Source organism: Allobosea sp. 05T422_2 (genome assembly GCF_056396265.1).
Map to the genome: position 1 here is coordinate 14,758 of NZ_JBFTLD010000008.1, position 15,136 is coordinate 29,893.

The following is a 15,136-nucleotide window of genomic DNA, read 5'->3' on the forward strand; positions in this document are numbered from 1 at the left end:
CCCGGCGGTTATAAGCTATGTCTGGGAAGCAAAGGGCAAGGTCCCTCGCTTCGACGGCCTCACGCCACCTTCGCCACCACAGCCGGCTTTTCCCATTCCTCGCCCCAGATCATCACGGCGTGGCCGGGTGAGACCTCGCGGAACTGGCGGACCGGCGGGACGTAGTCGGGCGCACGCACCGGGCTCTTGATCTCGTCGTTCGAGACCGGGCGCTTCTCGAGGCGCCGTGCCGGATCCGGCACCGGCACTGCCGCAAGCAGCCGCTTGGTGTAGGGGTGCTGCGGATTGCCGAAGATCGCCTCGCGCGGGCCGATCTCGACGATCTCGCCGAGATACATCACCGCCACCCGATGGCTGACGCGCTCGACCACCGCCATGTCATGCGAGATGAAGAGATAGCCGAGCTTCATGCGCTCCTGCAGCTCGAGCATCAGGTTGATCACCTGCGCCTTGACCGAGACGTCGAGCGCCGAAACCGATTCATCCGCCACGATCAGCCGCGGCTCGACCGCGAGTGCGCGTGCAATGCAGATGCGCTGGCGCTGGCCGCCCGAGAACTCATGCGGGAAGCKGCTTGCCATATCGGGCTGAAGCCCGACGCGGCGCAGCAGCTCGGCGACCTTGTCGCGGGCCTCCGAGCGGGTCGCGAGCTTGTTGATCAGCAGCGGCTCGGCAATCGCCGCGCCGACATTCATGCGCGGATCGAGGCTGGCGAAGGGGTCCTGGAAGATCATCTGCATGCGCTTGCGCCGGTCGCGCAGGGTCCGCTGGTCGAGCTTCAGCACATCCTCGCCGTCAAGCAGCACCGAGCCGGAGAGCGGCTCGATCAGCCGCATCACCGAACGCCCCGTCGTCGACTTGCCGCAACCGGATTCGCCGACCAGCGCCAGCGTCTCGCCCGCCTGCAGGCTGAAGGAGACGTTCTCGACCGCATGGACCCGGCCCTTGACGCCGCCGAGCAGCCCCGCGCGGATTTCGAAACGGGTGGTGAGCCCGCTGACCTCGAGCACCGGCCGCTCAGCATGAGCCACGGTGTCGGAGGTCTCCGTCGGCACATCGGACAGGCCGGTCGCCCGATCGACGACCGGGAAGCGCATCGGCCGCTTGTGGCCAATCATCGAGCCCAGCTTCGGCACCGCTGAAAGCAACGACCGGGTATAGGGGTGCGTGGCGCGGGCGAAGATATCCTCGGTGGCGCCGGTCTCCACCGCCTGGCCGTTATACATCACCACCGTGCGGTCGGCGATTTCGGCGACTACGCCCATGTCGTGGGTGATGAAGAGGACGGACATGCCCTCCTCGTCCTGCAGGCTCTTGATGAGCTCGAGGATCTGCGCCTGGATCGTTACGTCGAGCGCTGTCGTCGGCTCGTCCGCGATCAGGAGCTTCGGCTTGCAGGCCAAGGCCATCGCGATCATCACGCGCTGGCGCATGCCGCCGGAGAAGCGGTGCGGGTACTCGTTGAAGCGCGACTTCGCCGCCGGAATACGGACCTTCTCCAAGAGCCGGATCGTCTCGGCCTCGGCCGCACTGCGCGACAGGCCGCGGTGCAGGATCAGCGCCTCGGCGATCTGGAAGCCGATGGTCAGCACCGGATTCAGGCTCGTCATCGGCTCCTGGAAGATCATCGCGACTTCGTTGCCGCGGATATGGCGCATATCGGCATCGGGCAAGGTCAGCAGTTCCTTGCCGCCGAGCTTGATCGAGCCTTCGATCTTGCTCGAGCCGGGCGGTGTCAGCCGCATGATCGAGAGCGCCGTCACGCTCTTGCCGGAGCCTGATTCACCAACGACGGCCACCGTTTCCTTCGGTCCGATATCGAAGGAGACGTCGCGGACCACGGAGCGCCACTGCCCCTCGACACGGAACGAGGTGGTCAGATGCGAAACGGAGAGAATGGGAGAGGTCATGCTGAAGCTTTCCAGTCTTTCCTAGATCACGCGGCGCGGGTCGAGCGCGTCGCGCAAGCCATCGCCAATGAAGTTGATCGAGAGAACGGTGAGGAAGATCGCGGCACCAGGGAACAAGGCCCAGTGCGGAGCGACATCGAGATGATCCTTGGCGTCGAACAGGATCCGCCCCCAGGTCGGGATGTCCGGCGGGAAGCCGAGACCAAGGAAGGACAGGGTCGATTCGGCGATGATCGCGGACGACACCTCGATGGTGCCGGCAACGATGACCGGTCCCATCGCGTTGGGCAGGATGTGGCTGACGACCTGCCGCCATTTCGTCGCGCCCGACGCACGCGCCGCCTCCACGAACTCCTTCTCGCGCAGCGAGAAGAACTGGGCCCGGACCAGGCGGGCAACAGGCATCCAGCGCAACCCGCCGATGACGACAACGATCAGGACGAAGACGCCGCCCTCAAGCCCGAAAACGGCCTTGAGCTGTTCGCGGAACAGATAGATCACCAGCAGCAGCAGCGGCAGCTGCGGCAGCGACAGGAAGAGGTCGGTGACCCACATCAGGAAGGAGTCGACATAGCCGCGCGACATGCCGGCGATCGCCCCAACGACGACGCCGACGAACGTGGCGACCACCATGGCGGCGAGGCCGACTGCGAGCGAGATGCGCCCGCCATAGATCATCCGCGCCAGAATATCCTGGCCAAGATCGTCGGTGCCGAACGGATGGCTCCAGGACGGCGTCTGCAGCTGTGCCGCGAAGTCGATATCGTTGATCGCCACGGGCCAGAGCCACGGGCCAATGACGACGCCGAGCACAAGCAGGCCGAGCACGATCGTGCTGATCATTGCCAGGCGGTGTCTGCGGAAGCGGCGCCAGGTCTCGCGCGCTGGCGAGACCGACACGCTCCGCGCCGGCGAGCCGGAAGTCGGCTCAGCGGAAGGAGATACGAGGGTCGAGCCAGCCATAAAGGAGATCCGCAATGAGGTTGAAGAAAACGACGAGGCAGGCGAAGACGAAGGTCACCGCCATGACGACAGGGGTGTCGTTGGCGAGAATCGCCGTGATCAGCAGCGAGCCGATGCCGGGCACACGGAAAATCTGTTCCGTGACGATAGCACCGCCGAAGACCGCCGGCATCTGCAGCGCGACCAGCGTGACGACCGGGATCAGCGCGTTGCGCGCCACATGCCGGATCGTCACCTTCGTCTCGCTGAGGCCCTTTGCCCGGGCGGTGGTGACATAGTCGAGCCTGACGACGTCGAGCACGGCGGAGCGCACATAGCGCGTATAGGAGGCTGCCTGAAAGAGACCGAGCACCAGGATCGGCATCAGCGCCTGCCGCATCATCTCCCAGTACCAGCGCCAGCCTGTCGCCGCGATATCGGAGCGATAGACGAAGGGCAGCCAGTCCAGCTTGATCGAGAACAGCAGGATGAAGAGCAAGCCGGTGAAGAAGGTCGGCAGCGAGAAACCGACGAAGGCGAGCGTGTTGGCGATCTGGTCGAAGACCGAATAAGGCCGCGTCGCGGCATAGATGCCGACCGGCAGCGCGATCGCAAGCGCCAGCAGCTGCGAGCTGCCAACGACGAAGAGCGTCGTCGGGACCCGCTGCAGGATGAGATCGTCGACATTGATTCGGCTGGCGAAGGAAAAGCCCCAGTCGCCCTGCACCATGGCCGTCAGCCAGCGCACATAGCGCACCATGACCGGATCATCGATGCCGAACTTCGCGCGCAACGCCATTCGGACTTCGGGAGGCACATTGGGATTGGTCGCGAGCTCCTCGAACGGGTCGCCAGGCGCCAGCGCAAGAACCGTAAACAGGATCAGGCTGATGCCTAGAAGGCTCGGAATGGCGATGAGCAATCGCCTTATGAGGTAACTCGCCATGTACAGGTCTCTGTCAGCGTGCGGATCGGGACCGTAAACCGGAACCGAAGGATGCAGGGAGCGACGAAGACGCCCCTGCGATGATCCGGCTCCGGCCGGTCAATGAACGGTCGGTACTCACCCTTAGCGAGAGCGCATTGCGCTTTCGCTAAGGGATTGGCCGCTTCTACTAGCTGCGATACCAGCTCGCCAGTCGCCAGACGTCACTGTCCCAGCCACTATATTTCGGCACCAGGTTGTTGGCCGCCGCGGCGACGCGCGTACGCGACAGAAGCGGCAGGATGACGTTGGCCTCGCAGAAGGCCTCATCKACCTTAATCAGCAGCGCGGCGCGCTTGGCTGGGTCGAGCTCTTTCTGCGCAGCCTTGTAGGCGTCGTCCGCTTCCTTGCTGGCGTAGCGCGAGACGTTGCGACCGAGCCACTTGTTCTCCTTGTTGGCGATCTCCCAGGAGGTGAACTGGTTGAGGAAGCGCTCCGGATCAGGCTGCGGCTGCGTCGTGGTGTACATCTCCATGTCGCAGTAGAGCTTGGTGTAGGTGTCGGGGTTGGCGACGTCCGAGGAGAAGAACACGGACGCGGTCACCGACTTCAGCTCGAGATCGATGCCGGCGCGCTGGCAGGCCTGCTTGATGATCGCCTGGGTCTTCTGGCGCGGCGCATTGATCGAGGTCTGGAAGACGTATTTCAGCTTCTTGCCATCCTTCTCGCGGATGCCGTCGGCGCCCTTCTTCCACCCGGCGTCGTCGAGGATCTTGTTGGCCTTCTCGACGCTGAACTCGTATTTCAGCTTCTTCGACTTGAACATCTTCGGCTCGTTGACGAAGCTCGCCGTCGCCGTGCCGCCGCGGCCATAGATGAATTTCTGGATCGAATCRCGGTCGATCAGCAGGTTGATCGCCTGGCGCACGGTCGGAYCGCTGAGCGTCGGATGCTTGGTCTTGATGCTCGAACGCTCGCCATCGACCTCGGTCCACGGATCCGTCGTGTTGAGGATGATGAACTCGATATTGCCGCTAGGAACCGCCAGCACGCGCCCGCGCCCACCGGTCTCCATGCGCTTGAGGATCTCGTCCTCGACTAGCATGTTCCAGGCATAGTCGAACTCGCCGGTCTGCAGCACGGCGCGCGCCGCCGAGACTGCGTCGCCGCCGCCCTTGACCTCGATCGTGTCGAAATGCGGCTGGTTCTTGACGTGATAATCGGGGTTGCGCTCGCCGGTGACGATGTCACCTGGCTTGAAGTCGACGAACTTGTAGGGGCCGGTGCCGACGGGCTTCAGATTGGCCGGAGCCTCGCGCGACTTGGCCCCCTTGAACTCGCCGAAATGGTGCTTCGGGATGATCATGCCGGCGACGCCGACGAAGGCATCGGCCCAGAACGGCGTTGCCTCGGCGAAGATGACCTTGACGGTGTGGGAGTCGAGCTTCTCGACCTTGATGTCCTTGTAGGAGCCGGTGGTGTAGGCGGCGGTGGCCGGATCGGCTGCATATTCCCAGTTGAAGACGACGTCATCCGCGGTGAACGGCTTGCCGTCATGCCATTTGACGCCCTGCTTCAATTTCCACGTCACCGACTTGCCGTCGGCCGAGAGACCGCCATTCTCCTTGGAAGGGACTTCAGCAGCGAGGCACGGAATGAGATTGCCTTCGGCATCCCAGCCGGCGAGCGGTTCATAGAAGACGCGCGAGGCCTCCTGGTCCTTGGTGCCAGAGGCGAAATGCGGGTTCAGCAGGGTCGGCGCCTGCCAGAGCAGGATCTTCAGCGGCCCGCCGCCACCGRCCTTGGTCGGCTTGTAATCGTCGACCGGCTGCGCCATCGCGACGCCGTTCCAGGCCAGCATCTGGGTTGCGATCGGTGCGCTCAGTCCCAGCGCCACCATCTTCTGCACGAAGGAGCGCCGCGACAGGCCACCTTCCTTCACATCCGCGATCAAACCTCGCAGGCCGTGTTCGTTCATACATACCCTCCGCCAATCGGCAACCGACAAAACTCCGGAGGTCTTGCGCCCCCTGCTTTTCCCTCAAGCTGCTCCCAGCAAGGCATGTGCCAAAGAGCGCGTCAACCATGCAGCGCAGCGCCTTGCAGTCCCGCTTGGAACTGACTGGACGAGCCTCTCCTGGCTTGCTCAAATGCGGAAACACTTAGAAGCGAGATAAAAATGGACAATCGAAACGACCTCTGGCGCCAGGTTGACGCAAGCAAGGAGCGCTTCATCGCGCTGAGCGAACGGGTCTGGGGCATGCCCGAGGTCTGCTATACCGAACAGCGCTCCGTGGCCGAACATGTCGCCGAGCTCCGCCACCAGGGCTTTCGAATCACCGAGAACGTCGCCGACATCCCGACGGCCGTCATCGGCGAGGCCGGAGAAGGCGGCCCGGTCATCGCCTTCCTCGGCGAATATGACGCACTCCCCGGCCTCAGCCAGGAGGCGGGTGTTGCCACGCACCAGCCGCTCGAGGATGGCGGCCATGGTCATGGCTGTGGGCATAACCTGCTCGGCTCCGCCGCACTGCTCGCCGCCACCGCGATGAAGAACTGGCTGGCCGAGAACAAGATCCCGGGGCGCGTACGCTACTATGGCTGCCCTGCTGAGGAAGGCGGCGCAGCCAAGGCCTTCATGGTCCGCTCGGGTGCCTTCGACGACGCCKATGTTGCGATTTCCTGGCACCCGTCGAGCTTCTGGGAGGTCACCCCTCCCCTCTCGCTCGCCAATACGCGTGCCGATTTCATCTTCACCGGCCGCGCCGCCCATGCTGCGGCCTCGCCGCATCTCGGCCGCAGCGCGCTCGACGCCGTCGAGTTGATGAGTGTCGGCGTCAACTATATGCGCGAGCACATGCCAAGCGACGCGCGCGTGCACTACGCGCTGCTGGATACGGGCGGCATCGCCCCCAACGTCGTGCAGGCGCATGCGCGCGTCCGCTACTCGATTCGCGCGCGCGATTTGCCCGGCATGCTCGAGCTCGTCGAACGCGTCCGCAAGATCGCCGAGGGCGCGGCATTGATGACCGAAACCAAGATGGAGATGCGCATCATCAGCGCCGTCTCGAACGTCGTCGGCAACACCCCGCTCGAGAAGGCGATGCACGACATTCTGGAGGAGCTCGGCGCTCCGCATTTCGACGAGACCGACCGCGCCTTCGCCCGCGATATCCGCTCGACGCTCTCGCCTCAGGAGATCGCTTCCTCCTGGCGCTCGATCGGCCTGCCTGAAACCGAGGCTCCGCTTGCCGATTTCGTTGTCCCGCTCGACGCGCCGCGCAATCCGATGATCGGCTCGACGGATGTCGGCGACGTCAGCTGGGTCGTGCCGACGGTTCAGGCTCACGCGCCAACCGTCGCGATCGGCACGCCTTTCCACACCTGGCAGGTGGTGGCGCAGGGCAAAAGCCCGGCCGCGCACAAGGCCATGGTCCAGGTTGCCAAGGCGATGGCAGCGACCGGAGCCGCCGTGCTCTCGGACCCTGCCCTGATGGCTGCGGCAAAGGCCGACCTGAAGACCCGCGTCGGCAAGGATGGCTATGTCTCGCCACTGCCGGGGGAAGTGCAGCCGCCGCTGAACATGTCGCGCGGCTGAGACATAAAACAATCCCCAGCCGCCACTGGCGGCTGGGGACAGCTTTCGGTTTCAAGTCGCCGCGGCAGCACGCCGCGACGAACGATGACCTCAGAGGACCGGAGCGGCCTGCTGGCCCAGTTCCTCGGCTGAGGGAATACGGCCGCCCTCGAACCAGTAGGCCGCTGCGGCACGCGACATCGCCGCGCCGTCATGGCCGATTCCGTTCACCGTGATCAGCTGCCAGTTGCAGGGCAGCCCGAGCCGGGCCGCCTCGCGCTTGGCGAAGTCGAGCATGAAGTGGGCCCGGCCGTAGCGATGCGGCCCCTGAGCCAGCGCCTCGGCCTGCGATGGCAGGTTCGGATCGGCGGTGGCGATGTCCTGGTCACCGGCGAAAATGATCATCGGATAGGCAAGCCAACGCGCCAGCGCCGCTTGATCCAGCCCGAGCTCACCGAGGCCTTCCGGGAAACTCCTGTCAAGGCAAGGCAATGTGTACCAGCCCGGATTGGAGGCCATCGCCGCCTCGAAGGGTTCCGAGCCTTGCGTCGCCAGCATCCGATGGACGAACTGACCGCCGGCCGAATGGCCGAAGATGCGGATCACCGGACGGTCGATGACGCCACCGGCACGCAGCGCCTCGAGCACACGCTGCGGCACGGAATAGAGCCAGGTGTCGCGTGCAGCGATCGCGCCGCCGGCCCCGAGAACGAGCCCGTTATTATAGCCTTCGGCCTGCGGATAATGCTCGTTGGAGAAGGTCGGGGCGACGATCAGGAGGCCGTGCTTCTCCGCAGCATCGATCCAGAAATCGCGGTACTCGTCGCCATTGCGCAGCATGCCGTGCTGCACGACCACTACCGGGTCGTTCGGCTTGTGGCCGGCGGGACGATAGATATTGACCTCGAGCGGCCTGTCGGGATGAAAGCGATCGACGAAAGGCAGAGTGCTGCGGCCGATAGCGGGCGTAAGCGAAGCGGTGGTCATGCGGTCTCCGGGGCCTTGTGCAAATGGCAGGCGGCGCTGCGGYCGGGCGCGATCTCGGTCAGTTTTGGCCGGACCTCACGGCAAACGGGCATCGCGAGCTCGCAGCGCGGGTGGAACGGGCAGCCTGGCGGCGGTGCGAGTGGCGACGGCAACTCGCCCTTCAATGGCTGGAAATCGCGCTTGCGCCCGGCCGCCGACGGGATCGCCTTGATCAGGGMCGCGCTATAGGGATGCGCCGGCTCGGCGAAGATGGCAGTGGCAGATCCGATCTCGACGATCCGGCCGAGATACATGATCGCGACCCGGTCGCTGATATGGCGCACCAGCCCAAGATCATGGCTGACGAAGAGATAAGTCAGCCCGTGCCGCTCCCGCACATCCATGAACAGGTTGATGACCTGGGCCTGGATGGACACGTCGAGCGCCGACACCGGTTCGTCGCAGACCAGGAAATCAGGCTTCACCGCGAGCGCGCGGGCAATGCCGATACGCTGGCGCTGGCCGCCCGAGAACTGGTGCGGATAGCGCTCCCGATAGGCGAGATCGAGCCCGACTTCGGTCAGCGCCTGGTCGACAGCGGCCTCGATCTCCGCCTTCGGCAGCAGCTTGTGGACGCTCAGCGCCTCGCCGACGATCCGGCTGACCTTCATGCGCGGGTCGAGCGAGGCGTAGGGGTCCTGGAAGATCATCTGGACCTTGAGCAGGAACTCGAGCCGGTCCTTGCCCTTGAGCCCGGCCACCGGCTTCTGTTCGTAGATGACCTCGCCCGTGCTCGGCTTGAGGATGCCGGTGGCGACACGCGCCAGGGTCGACTTGCCGCAGCCGGACTCACCGACGAGCCCAAGGACTTCACCGCGCTTGACGCTGAGATCGACGCCGTCGACGGCTCGCAGCGCCGGCGGCGCCTTGCCGCGACCGGTCGCCATCAGGATGCGTTCCGCCAGGGTGGGGCTGCGGCGGAAGTGCTTAGTCACACCCTTCAGTTCGAAGACGGGCGCGCTCATGCTGCCTCTCCCTGCGGAACCGGGTTATGGCAACGGAAGCTGCGTTCGGCGGTCCCGGTCGGCGTCGGATCCTGCTCCGCGCAGATCGGCTGGACCCGGTTGCAGCGGGGGCGGAATGGGCACCCGCTCGGGCGCCCATCGATCCGCGGCGCGACGCCGTCGATCTGGTTCAGGCGCTCACCCGGCTCGACCATCGCGGCCGAGGAATTCAGCAGACCAAGCGTATAGGGATGCCGCGGCTGGTCGAGCACGGAGTCGACCGGACCGATCTCGACAACCCGGCCGGCATACATCACGGCGACCCGGTCCGCGAGCTCGGCGACKACCGCGAGATCATGGGTGATCCACAGCACGGCCGTACCGGTTTCACGGCTGAGCTTCTGGACCTCGAACAAGATCTGGCTCTGGATCGTGACGTCGAGCGCGGTGGTCGGCTCGTCGGCGATGATCAGGTCGGGTGCATTCAGCAGCGCGGTCGCGATCGCGACACGCTGGCGCATGCCGCCCGAGAACTCATGCGGAAACTGCTTGAGGCGTGCCTCCGGCGAGGAGATGCCGACACGTGCCAGTGCCTTGGCCGCCTCGCTCAGCGCTTCCGCGCGGCTGCACTGGCGATGCTCCAGGATCGCCTCGCTCATCTGCTCGCCGATACTGAGCACCGGGTTCAGCGTCATCAGCGGATCCTGGAAGATCATGGCGATGCGATCGCCGCGCAGCTTGCGCAGCCGCTCTTCGGACGCCTCGCGAAGGTTCTCGCCGGCGAACGTGATCTCGCCCGCAACGATCTCGCCCGGCGGATCGATGAGCTGGACCAGCGAGAAACCGGTCACCGACTTGCCGGAACCGGATTCTCCGACCAGCCCGAGCACCTCGCCGCGCGCGACGCTGAGATCGACGCCATCGACGGCCGGCCAGGCGCCATCGAGCGCGTGGAAGACGGTCCTGAGTCCCCGGACCTCGAGAAGCGGAGCACTCATGAGCGCACGTTGAAGCTGCGGCGCAGGCGGTCGCCGACAAGATTGAGCGACATGATGAGCAGCACCAGCGCGATGCCGGGGAATACCGCGATCCAGTATTCGCCGGAGAGGAGGAATTCGAAGCCGTTGGCGATCAGCAGTCCGAGCGAAGGCTGCGTCACGGGCACGCCGACGCCGAGGAAGGACAGGGTCGCCTCCAGCGTAATTGCGCTCGCAATGCTGATCGAGGCCACCACGAGCACCGAGCCGACCGAGTTCGGCAGGAGATGGGCCAGCATGATATGTCGGGTCGGCAGACCGAAATTCAGCGCCGCCTCGATATATTCCTTGCGACGCTCGACCAGGGCGGCGGCACGCATCAATCGTGCATATTGCGCCCATTGCACCAGCACGATCGCAAAGATCACCTTGTCGACGCCACGGCCGATCGAGGCGAGCAGCACGAGCGCGATCAGGATCGAGGGAAAGCCGAGCATGAAGTCGACGACGCGCATGATCACGGCATCGACCGCGCCGCCGAACTGAGCTGCGAGCAGGCCGGCGGTAATGCCGATGACGAGCGCGCCCGCGGTCGCCGTGAGACCAACCATCAGGCTGGTCCGAAGCCCGTAGAGGATCGCGCTCAGCATGTCGCGACCCTGGGCATCGCTACCAAGCCAGTAGGTGATGCCGGTCATGCCGCTGTCTCCCGGAGCCAGCCGGTTGTCCATCACGCTCAACGAGGCGAGGTCGTGCGGGTTCTGCGGCGCGATGACGGGAGCAAGTACGGCGAGCAGGACAAGGATACCGAGCAGGATCGCGGCGCCGCGCGTCGTCGGCCGGTTCCGGATCCGGCGCAACACCTTCTCGCGCAGGGGCGTATCGGCATAGGCCGGCACGACTGGAGCTTTCGCCGGCGCGCTCATGCCATGTCTCCGGTCAGCTTCACGCGCGGATCGAGCGCGGCATAGAGAATATCGACGAGGAAGTTCACCGTGACGAAGAGCAGCGTTGCCAGCAGCACATAGGCGACGACCACCGGCCGATCGAGCTGGTAGATCGAATCGATCAGGAGCTTGCCCATGCCGGGCCAGGCGAAGACCGTCTCAGTGATGGTGGAGAAGGCGACGAGGCTGCCGAACTCGATGCCGACCACCGTCACGACCGGGATCAGGATGTTGCGCAGCACGTGCCGACCGACGATCCGCTTGCGGCGCACGCCCTTGGCACGGGCATATTTCACATAGTCCTGCGTCATCGTCTCGGTCGTGCCGGCCGCGACGAGGCGGATCATCAGTGCCGTATTAGGGATGGCGAGGTTGAGCGCCGGCAGGATCAGATGCTGCAGCCCGTCCAGCGTGAGCAGACTGGTCTGTACGCCGAGCACGGAGACGGTCTCGCCGCGGCCGGCCGTCGGCAGCCAGCCAAGCACGACCGCAAAGAGCAGGATCAGCATCATCCCCTTCCAGAAATTCGGAAGGGAATAGCCGAGCACGGTACTCGCCATGATGATCCGTGACGGCCGGCTGTCAGGATCGAGTCCCGCGAACAGCCCGAGTGGCACACCGACCGTGACGGCCAGCATCATCGCCAGCAGCACCAGTTCGAAGGTCGCGGGCAGACGGGCGAGGATCAGTTCGATCGCGGGCACGCCATGCACGAAGGAGCGCCCGAGATCGCCCTTCAGGGCATTGCCCATGAAGGTGAAATATTGCTGCCAGACTGGCAGGTCGAGGCCGAGCCGCTTGATCAGGGCCGCGCGCTCGGCGGCACTGACCTGTGGCGAGACCAGGAGCTCGATCGGGTCTCCGATGCCATAGACGGCGAAGAAAACCACGACCGAGACCGCGAGCAGAACGATGACGCTCTGGATCAGCCGCTGCAAAACATAGGCGGTCATTGCGTTTGATCGACTCTGCTACGCTTACTGGATGACTGGACTTACTTGGCGACCGGCTTCACCGACATCGCCAGCATGAACTGGTCGGCGCGGCCGGTGACGCTCAGGTCGGACTTGAACGCCCAGATGCCGCTTTCGAAGTGCAGCGGGATGAACGCACCGTCTGCAAGCACCAGCTTGCCGGCCTCCTGCAGCAGTTCGGCCCGCTTGGCATCGTCGAGCGTCGTCACGGCAGTGCGGATCACCTTGTCGAACGCGACGTTCTTGTAACCGCCATAGTTCGAGCCGCCGAGGGTCTTCTCGTCGTTCGGGGTCGGTGGCCACTGACGCAGGAAGGATGCGGCCTCACCTGTGCCGGAACCCCAACCGCCGAGCGCAACGCTGAACTCCTTCTTGGCRCGGCGCGGGAARTAGATCGCGCGCGTCATCGCATCGACCTCGGTCTTGATGCCGATCTGGGTCAGGTACTGCGCGACAGCCTGGGTGATCTGGCTGTCATTGATATAGCGGTCATTGGTCGAGGACAGCGTCAGCTGGAAGCCCTTGGCATAGCCTGCCTCGGCCATCAGCTTCTTGGCGGCAGCCGGGTCATAGGCCAGCTTCGGCGGGTTCGGCAGCGTGCCGAACATACCGGTCGGCAGGAACTGGTAGGCCGGCTCTGCCGCACCGTCCATGATCCGCTTGACGATCGCGTCACGATCGATAGCGAGCGACATCGCCTTCCGGACGCGGGGGTCCTTGAGCGGGTTCTTGCCGTCTTCGGACTTGACGAAGGGGCTCTGGTCGCGGGCCACGTCGAGCTGGAAATACATCACGCGGGTCGAGGGCGTGACGACATGGCCAAAGCGCTTGTCACCCTTGATGCGGCCAAGGTCGCGCGCCGCGGGATTCTCGATGACGTCGTAGTCACCGGCAAGCAGCCCGGCCAGGCGCGGACCGGCATTGGTCACCGGCAGCAGGCGCACGGTCGCCCAAGGCTCCGCCTTGCCCCAGTAGCTCGGGTTGCGCTCGAGCTCGATCGACGAACCGCGAACATAGGACTTCAGCTTGTAGGGGCCCGTGCCGATGGCGAGGCTGCCGTCATTGAAACCGCTCACGGCCGGCCAGGCGCCGGTCACGCCGCAGTTCTTGGGAACGTCATAGCTGATGGGGCCATGCTCGACGATCGAAGCCGAGAGAATGCTGAGGCTCGAAAGCAGGTTCGGCATCAGCGGTTCGGGGTTGATCGTGTTGATGATCAGCGTGTGGGCGTCGGGCGCCTCGACCGAGGCGAAGTTCCCGGTGATATCGGCGAAGGAATCGGAGACCTTGGTCTCGTTCTTCAGCGTGCGGCAGAACGTGAAGACCACGTCTTCCGCAGTGAAGGGCTTGCCGTTCGAGAAGGTGACGCCCTGGCGCAGTTTGAAGGTCCAGCGGTTCTTGCCGTCATTCTCCCAGGAATTGGCGAGGCTGGGATGGAGCTTCTGCTTCTCGTCCTGACGCACGAGCGAGTCGAAGATGTGCTGGGCCAGCGCATTGTTCGGCGTGAGATCATGGTAATGCGGATCGACAGCTGTCGGTTCCGAAGCCAGCGCGATGCGCAGGGTCTGGGCCCAGGCCGGCGCGGCGGCAAGGCAGGTTCCGGCCAAAGCCGCAACCATTAAGGATTTACGCATGGTCATCTCCGCTCCCAATGTGAACCATTTTGACAGCTTCATTTTCGTTGGGTAGMAAACATGAAAATATTCGAACGTCAATCGGGTGGAGACGCATGTCCCAAGGCTTGAAGCCGACGACCGATCTCTCGAACCGGATCGCCCGGGTCTACCCGTCCTTGAGCAACGGGCATCGGCGTGCAGCCGATTTCGTGCTGCAGCACCCACTCGACGTCGCCACCATGACGATCGAAGGACTGGCTGAAGGCAGCGGGACCTCCAACGMGACCGTCACGCGCTTCGTCCGCGCTCTTGGCTATGGAAACTATGCCGAATTCCGTGCAGCCCTCTCCTCGGCCCTGAAATTCGCGCTCGATCCGGTCGACAGTTTTGCAGGCGCACGCTCGGCCGCGGGCTCGACCTTCGCCACCTTCGTTGACGCCCTTTCCGACCAGTCGGCCAATCTGCAGGCCGCGCGGGACGCCCTCGACGAGGCGACCACGACACGGGCGATCGAGGCGCTGCTCAAGGCGCGCCGCGTCTTCATCGCCGCGTCGGGGGCGAGCCATCATGTCGCATCTTTCCTTGAAGAAGGGCTCGCGCTCTATCTCGACGCCGACGTGACCTTCGCGTCCTCACGCGCTGGCCCTGAACGAGCCATTCGCCACATGCTCTCGGCCAGGCCCGACGACCTCGTCGTCGCGATCTCGGTGCCGCGCTATTCGCGCACCACGCTCGACCTCGCCTCCTTCGCGAAGAAGCGGGGGTCGACTTTGCTTGCGCTGACGGACGGCCCTACCTCCCCACTCGCCAACATCGCCGACATCACGCTCTTCGCCCCGGCCCGGAATCGGCTTCTGCCGAATTCGCCGACTGCCATCTTCGCGCTGGCGGACGCCCTGATTACGGCGATCGCCCGCGAGCGACCTGACGCAGTCGAAGCACTGAAGGGCTTGAGCGAAAGCCTGCTCTGGACGTTTCACCACTGAGGTGAGCTTGCCATGCCCCCCGTCAACAGACGGGGTGTAGCAACAAACCCGTGTACCGGCGCCGATCATGGCGCTTCGCGCAACTGAAGGAGCATCGCACGACGAATTCAACTGAAGCGAGAGCGATTCAGGCTCTTGCACAGCAGCGCGATGAGAGTGCCCCCGCTCTATCGGGTTACGTCACGGCGTATCCACCGACTTATCGACAGGTAACGAAGGCAAGAGTCGAACCCGAAGAGGTCGTTCATGGAGCAGGATTTCTGCGCTATTTTGAAAACTATCTGATTCAAAATCTTAAAATTTATGAAGAAT

The 15,136-nt window shown here is 64.4% G+C and carries 12 protein-coding genes; 2 read left to right on the plus strand and 10 right to left on the minus strand.

Annotation, left to right across the window (positions count from 1 at the left end; translation table 11 throughout):
* Nucleotides 1-59 precede the first annotated feature (59 nt).
* The 4 genes from AC1DJT_RS02820 to AC1DJT_RS02835 all read right to left on the minus strand — a co-directional run bounded on the left by AC1DJT_RS02820 (nucleotide 60) and on the right by AC1DJT_RS02835 (nucleotide 5,755).
* Nucleotides 60-1,910 (minus strand): ABC transporter ATP-binding protein, encoded by a 1,851-nt coding sequence (locus AC1DJT_RS02820; protein WP_476833483.1) that lies wholly within the window; start codon nucleotides 1,908-1,910, stop codon nucleotides 60-62.
* A 21-nt stretch (nucleotides 1,911-1,931) separates the two neighbouring features.
* Nucleotides 1,932-2,873 carry an ABC transporter permease gene (locus tag AC1DJT_RS02825; RefSeq protein WP_113510930.1) on the minus strand — a complete coding sequence of 314 codons (942 nt, stop codon included), beginning with the start codon at nucleotides 2,871-2,873 and terminating at the stop codon, nucleotides 1,932-1,934.
* Nucleotides 2,839-3,798 (minus strand): ABC transporter permease, encoded by a 960-nt coding sequence (locus AC1DJT_RS02830; RefSeq protein ID WP_113510931.1) that lies wholly within the window; start codon nucleotides 3,796-3,798, stop codon nucleotides 2,839-2,841. Before AC1DJT_RS02830 ends, AC1DJT_RS02825 begins: the two co-directional genes overlap by 35 nt.
* 169 nt (nucleotides 3,799-3,967) lie before the next feature.
* On the minus strand, nucleotides 3,968-5,755 hold the full coding sequence (locus tag AC1DJT_RS02835) for a peptide ABC transporter substrate-binding protein (protein WP_476833484.1): 1,788 nt from the start codon (nucleotides 5,753-5,755) through the stop codon (nucleotides 3,968-3,970).
* A gap of 201 nt (nucleotides 5,756-5,956) precedes the next feature.
* Between AC1DJT_RS02835 and AC1DJT_RS02840 the strand changes: the two genes are divergently transcribed.
* Nucleotides 5,957-7,375: a M20 family metallopeptidase gene (locus tag AC1DJT_RS02840; protein WP_476833485.1), complete on the plus strand. Its 1,419-nt coding sequence runs from the start codon at nucleotides 5,957-5,959 to the stop codon at nucleotides 7,373-7,375.
* Nucleotides 7,376-7,465: 90 nt separating this feature from the next.
* Here the strand turns inward: AC1DJT_RS02840 and AC1DJT_RS02845 are convergent, their stop codons facing one another.
* The 6 genes from AC1DJT_RS02845 to AC1DJT_RS02870 are packed head-to-tail and all read right to left on the minus strand — an operon-like array spanning nucleotide 7,466 to nucleotide 13,856.
* Nucleotides 7,466-8,341 (minus strand): alpha/beta hydrolase family protein, encoded by an 876-nt coding sequence (locus AC1DJT_RS02845; protein WP_441488307.1) that lies wholly within the window; start codon nucleotides 8,339-8,341, stop codon nucleotides 7,466-7,468.
* Nucleotides 8,338-9,345 (minus strand): ABC transporter ATP-binding protein, encoded by a 1,008-nt coding sequence (locus AC1DJT_RS02850; protein ID WP_476833486.1) that lies wholly within the window; start codon nucleotides 9,343-9,345, stop codon nucleotides 8,338-8,340. Before AC1DJT_RS02850 ends, AC1DJT_RS02845 begins: the two co-directional genes overlap by 4 nt.
* Nucleotides 9,342-10,322, minus strand: coding sequence for an ABC transporter ATP-binding protein (locus tag AC1DJT_RS02855; protein ID WP_069879500.1), 981 nt, complete (start codon nucleotides 10,320-10,322; stop codon nucleotides 9,342-9,344). The genes AC1DJT_RS02850 and AC1DJT_RS02855 overlap by 4 nt, the downstream gene beginning before the upstream one ends.
* Complete coding sequence (locus AC1DJT_RS02860; protein WP_069879499.1) at nucleotides 10,319-11,227, minus strand: ABC transporter permease; 909 nt, start codon at nucleotides 11,225-11,227, stop codon at nucleotides 10,319-10,321. Before AC1DJT_RS02860 ends, AC1DJT_RS02855 begins: the two co-directional genes overlap by 4 nt.
* A complete protein-coding gene (locus AC1DJT_RS02865; RefSeq protein ID WP_476768507.1) occupies nucleotides 11,224-12,201 on the minus strand; it encodes an ABC transporter permease in 978 nt (325 codons plus the stop codon). Before AC1DJT_RS02865 ends, AC1DJT_RS02860 begins: the two co-directional genes overlap by 4 nt.
* A gap of 41 nt (nucleotides 12,202-12,242) precedes the next feature.
* A complete protein-coding gene (locus AC1DJT_RS02870; protein ID WP_476833487.1) occupies nucleotides 12,243-13,856 on the minus strand; it encodes an ABC transporter substrate-binding protein in 1,614 nt (537 codons plus the stop codon).
* A gap of 95 nt (nucleotides 13,857-13,951) precedes the next feature.
* Between AC1DJT_RS02870 and AC1DJT_RS02875 the strand changes: the two genes are divergently transcribed.
* A complete protein-coding gene (locus AC1DJT_RS02875) occupies nucleotides 13,952-14,824 on the plus strand; it encodes a MurR/RpiR family transcriptional regulator (protein ID WP_476833488.1) in 873 nt (290 codons plus the stop codon).
* Nucleotides 14,825-15,136 lie beyond the last annotated feature (312 nt).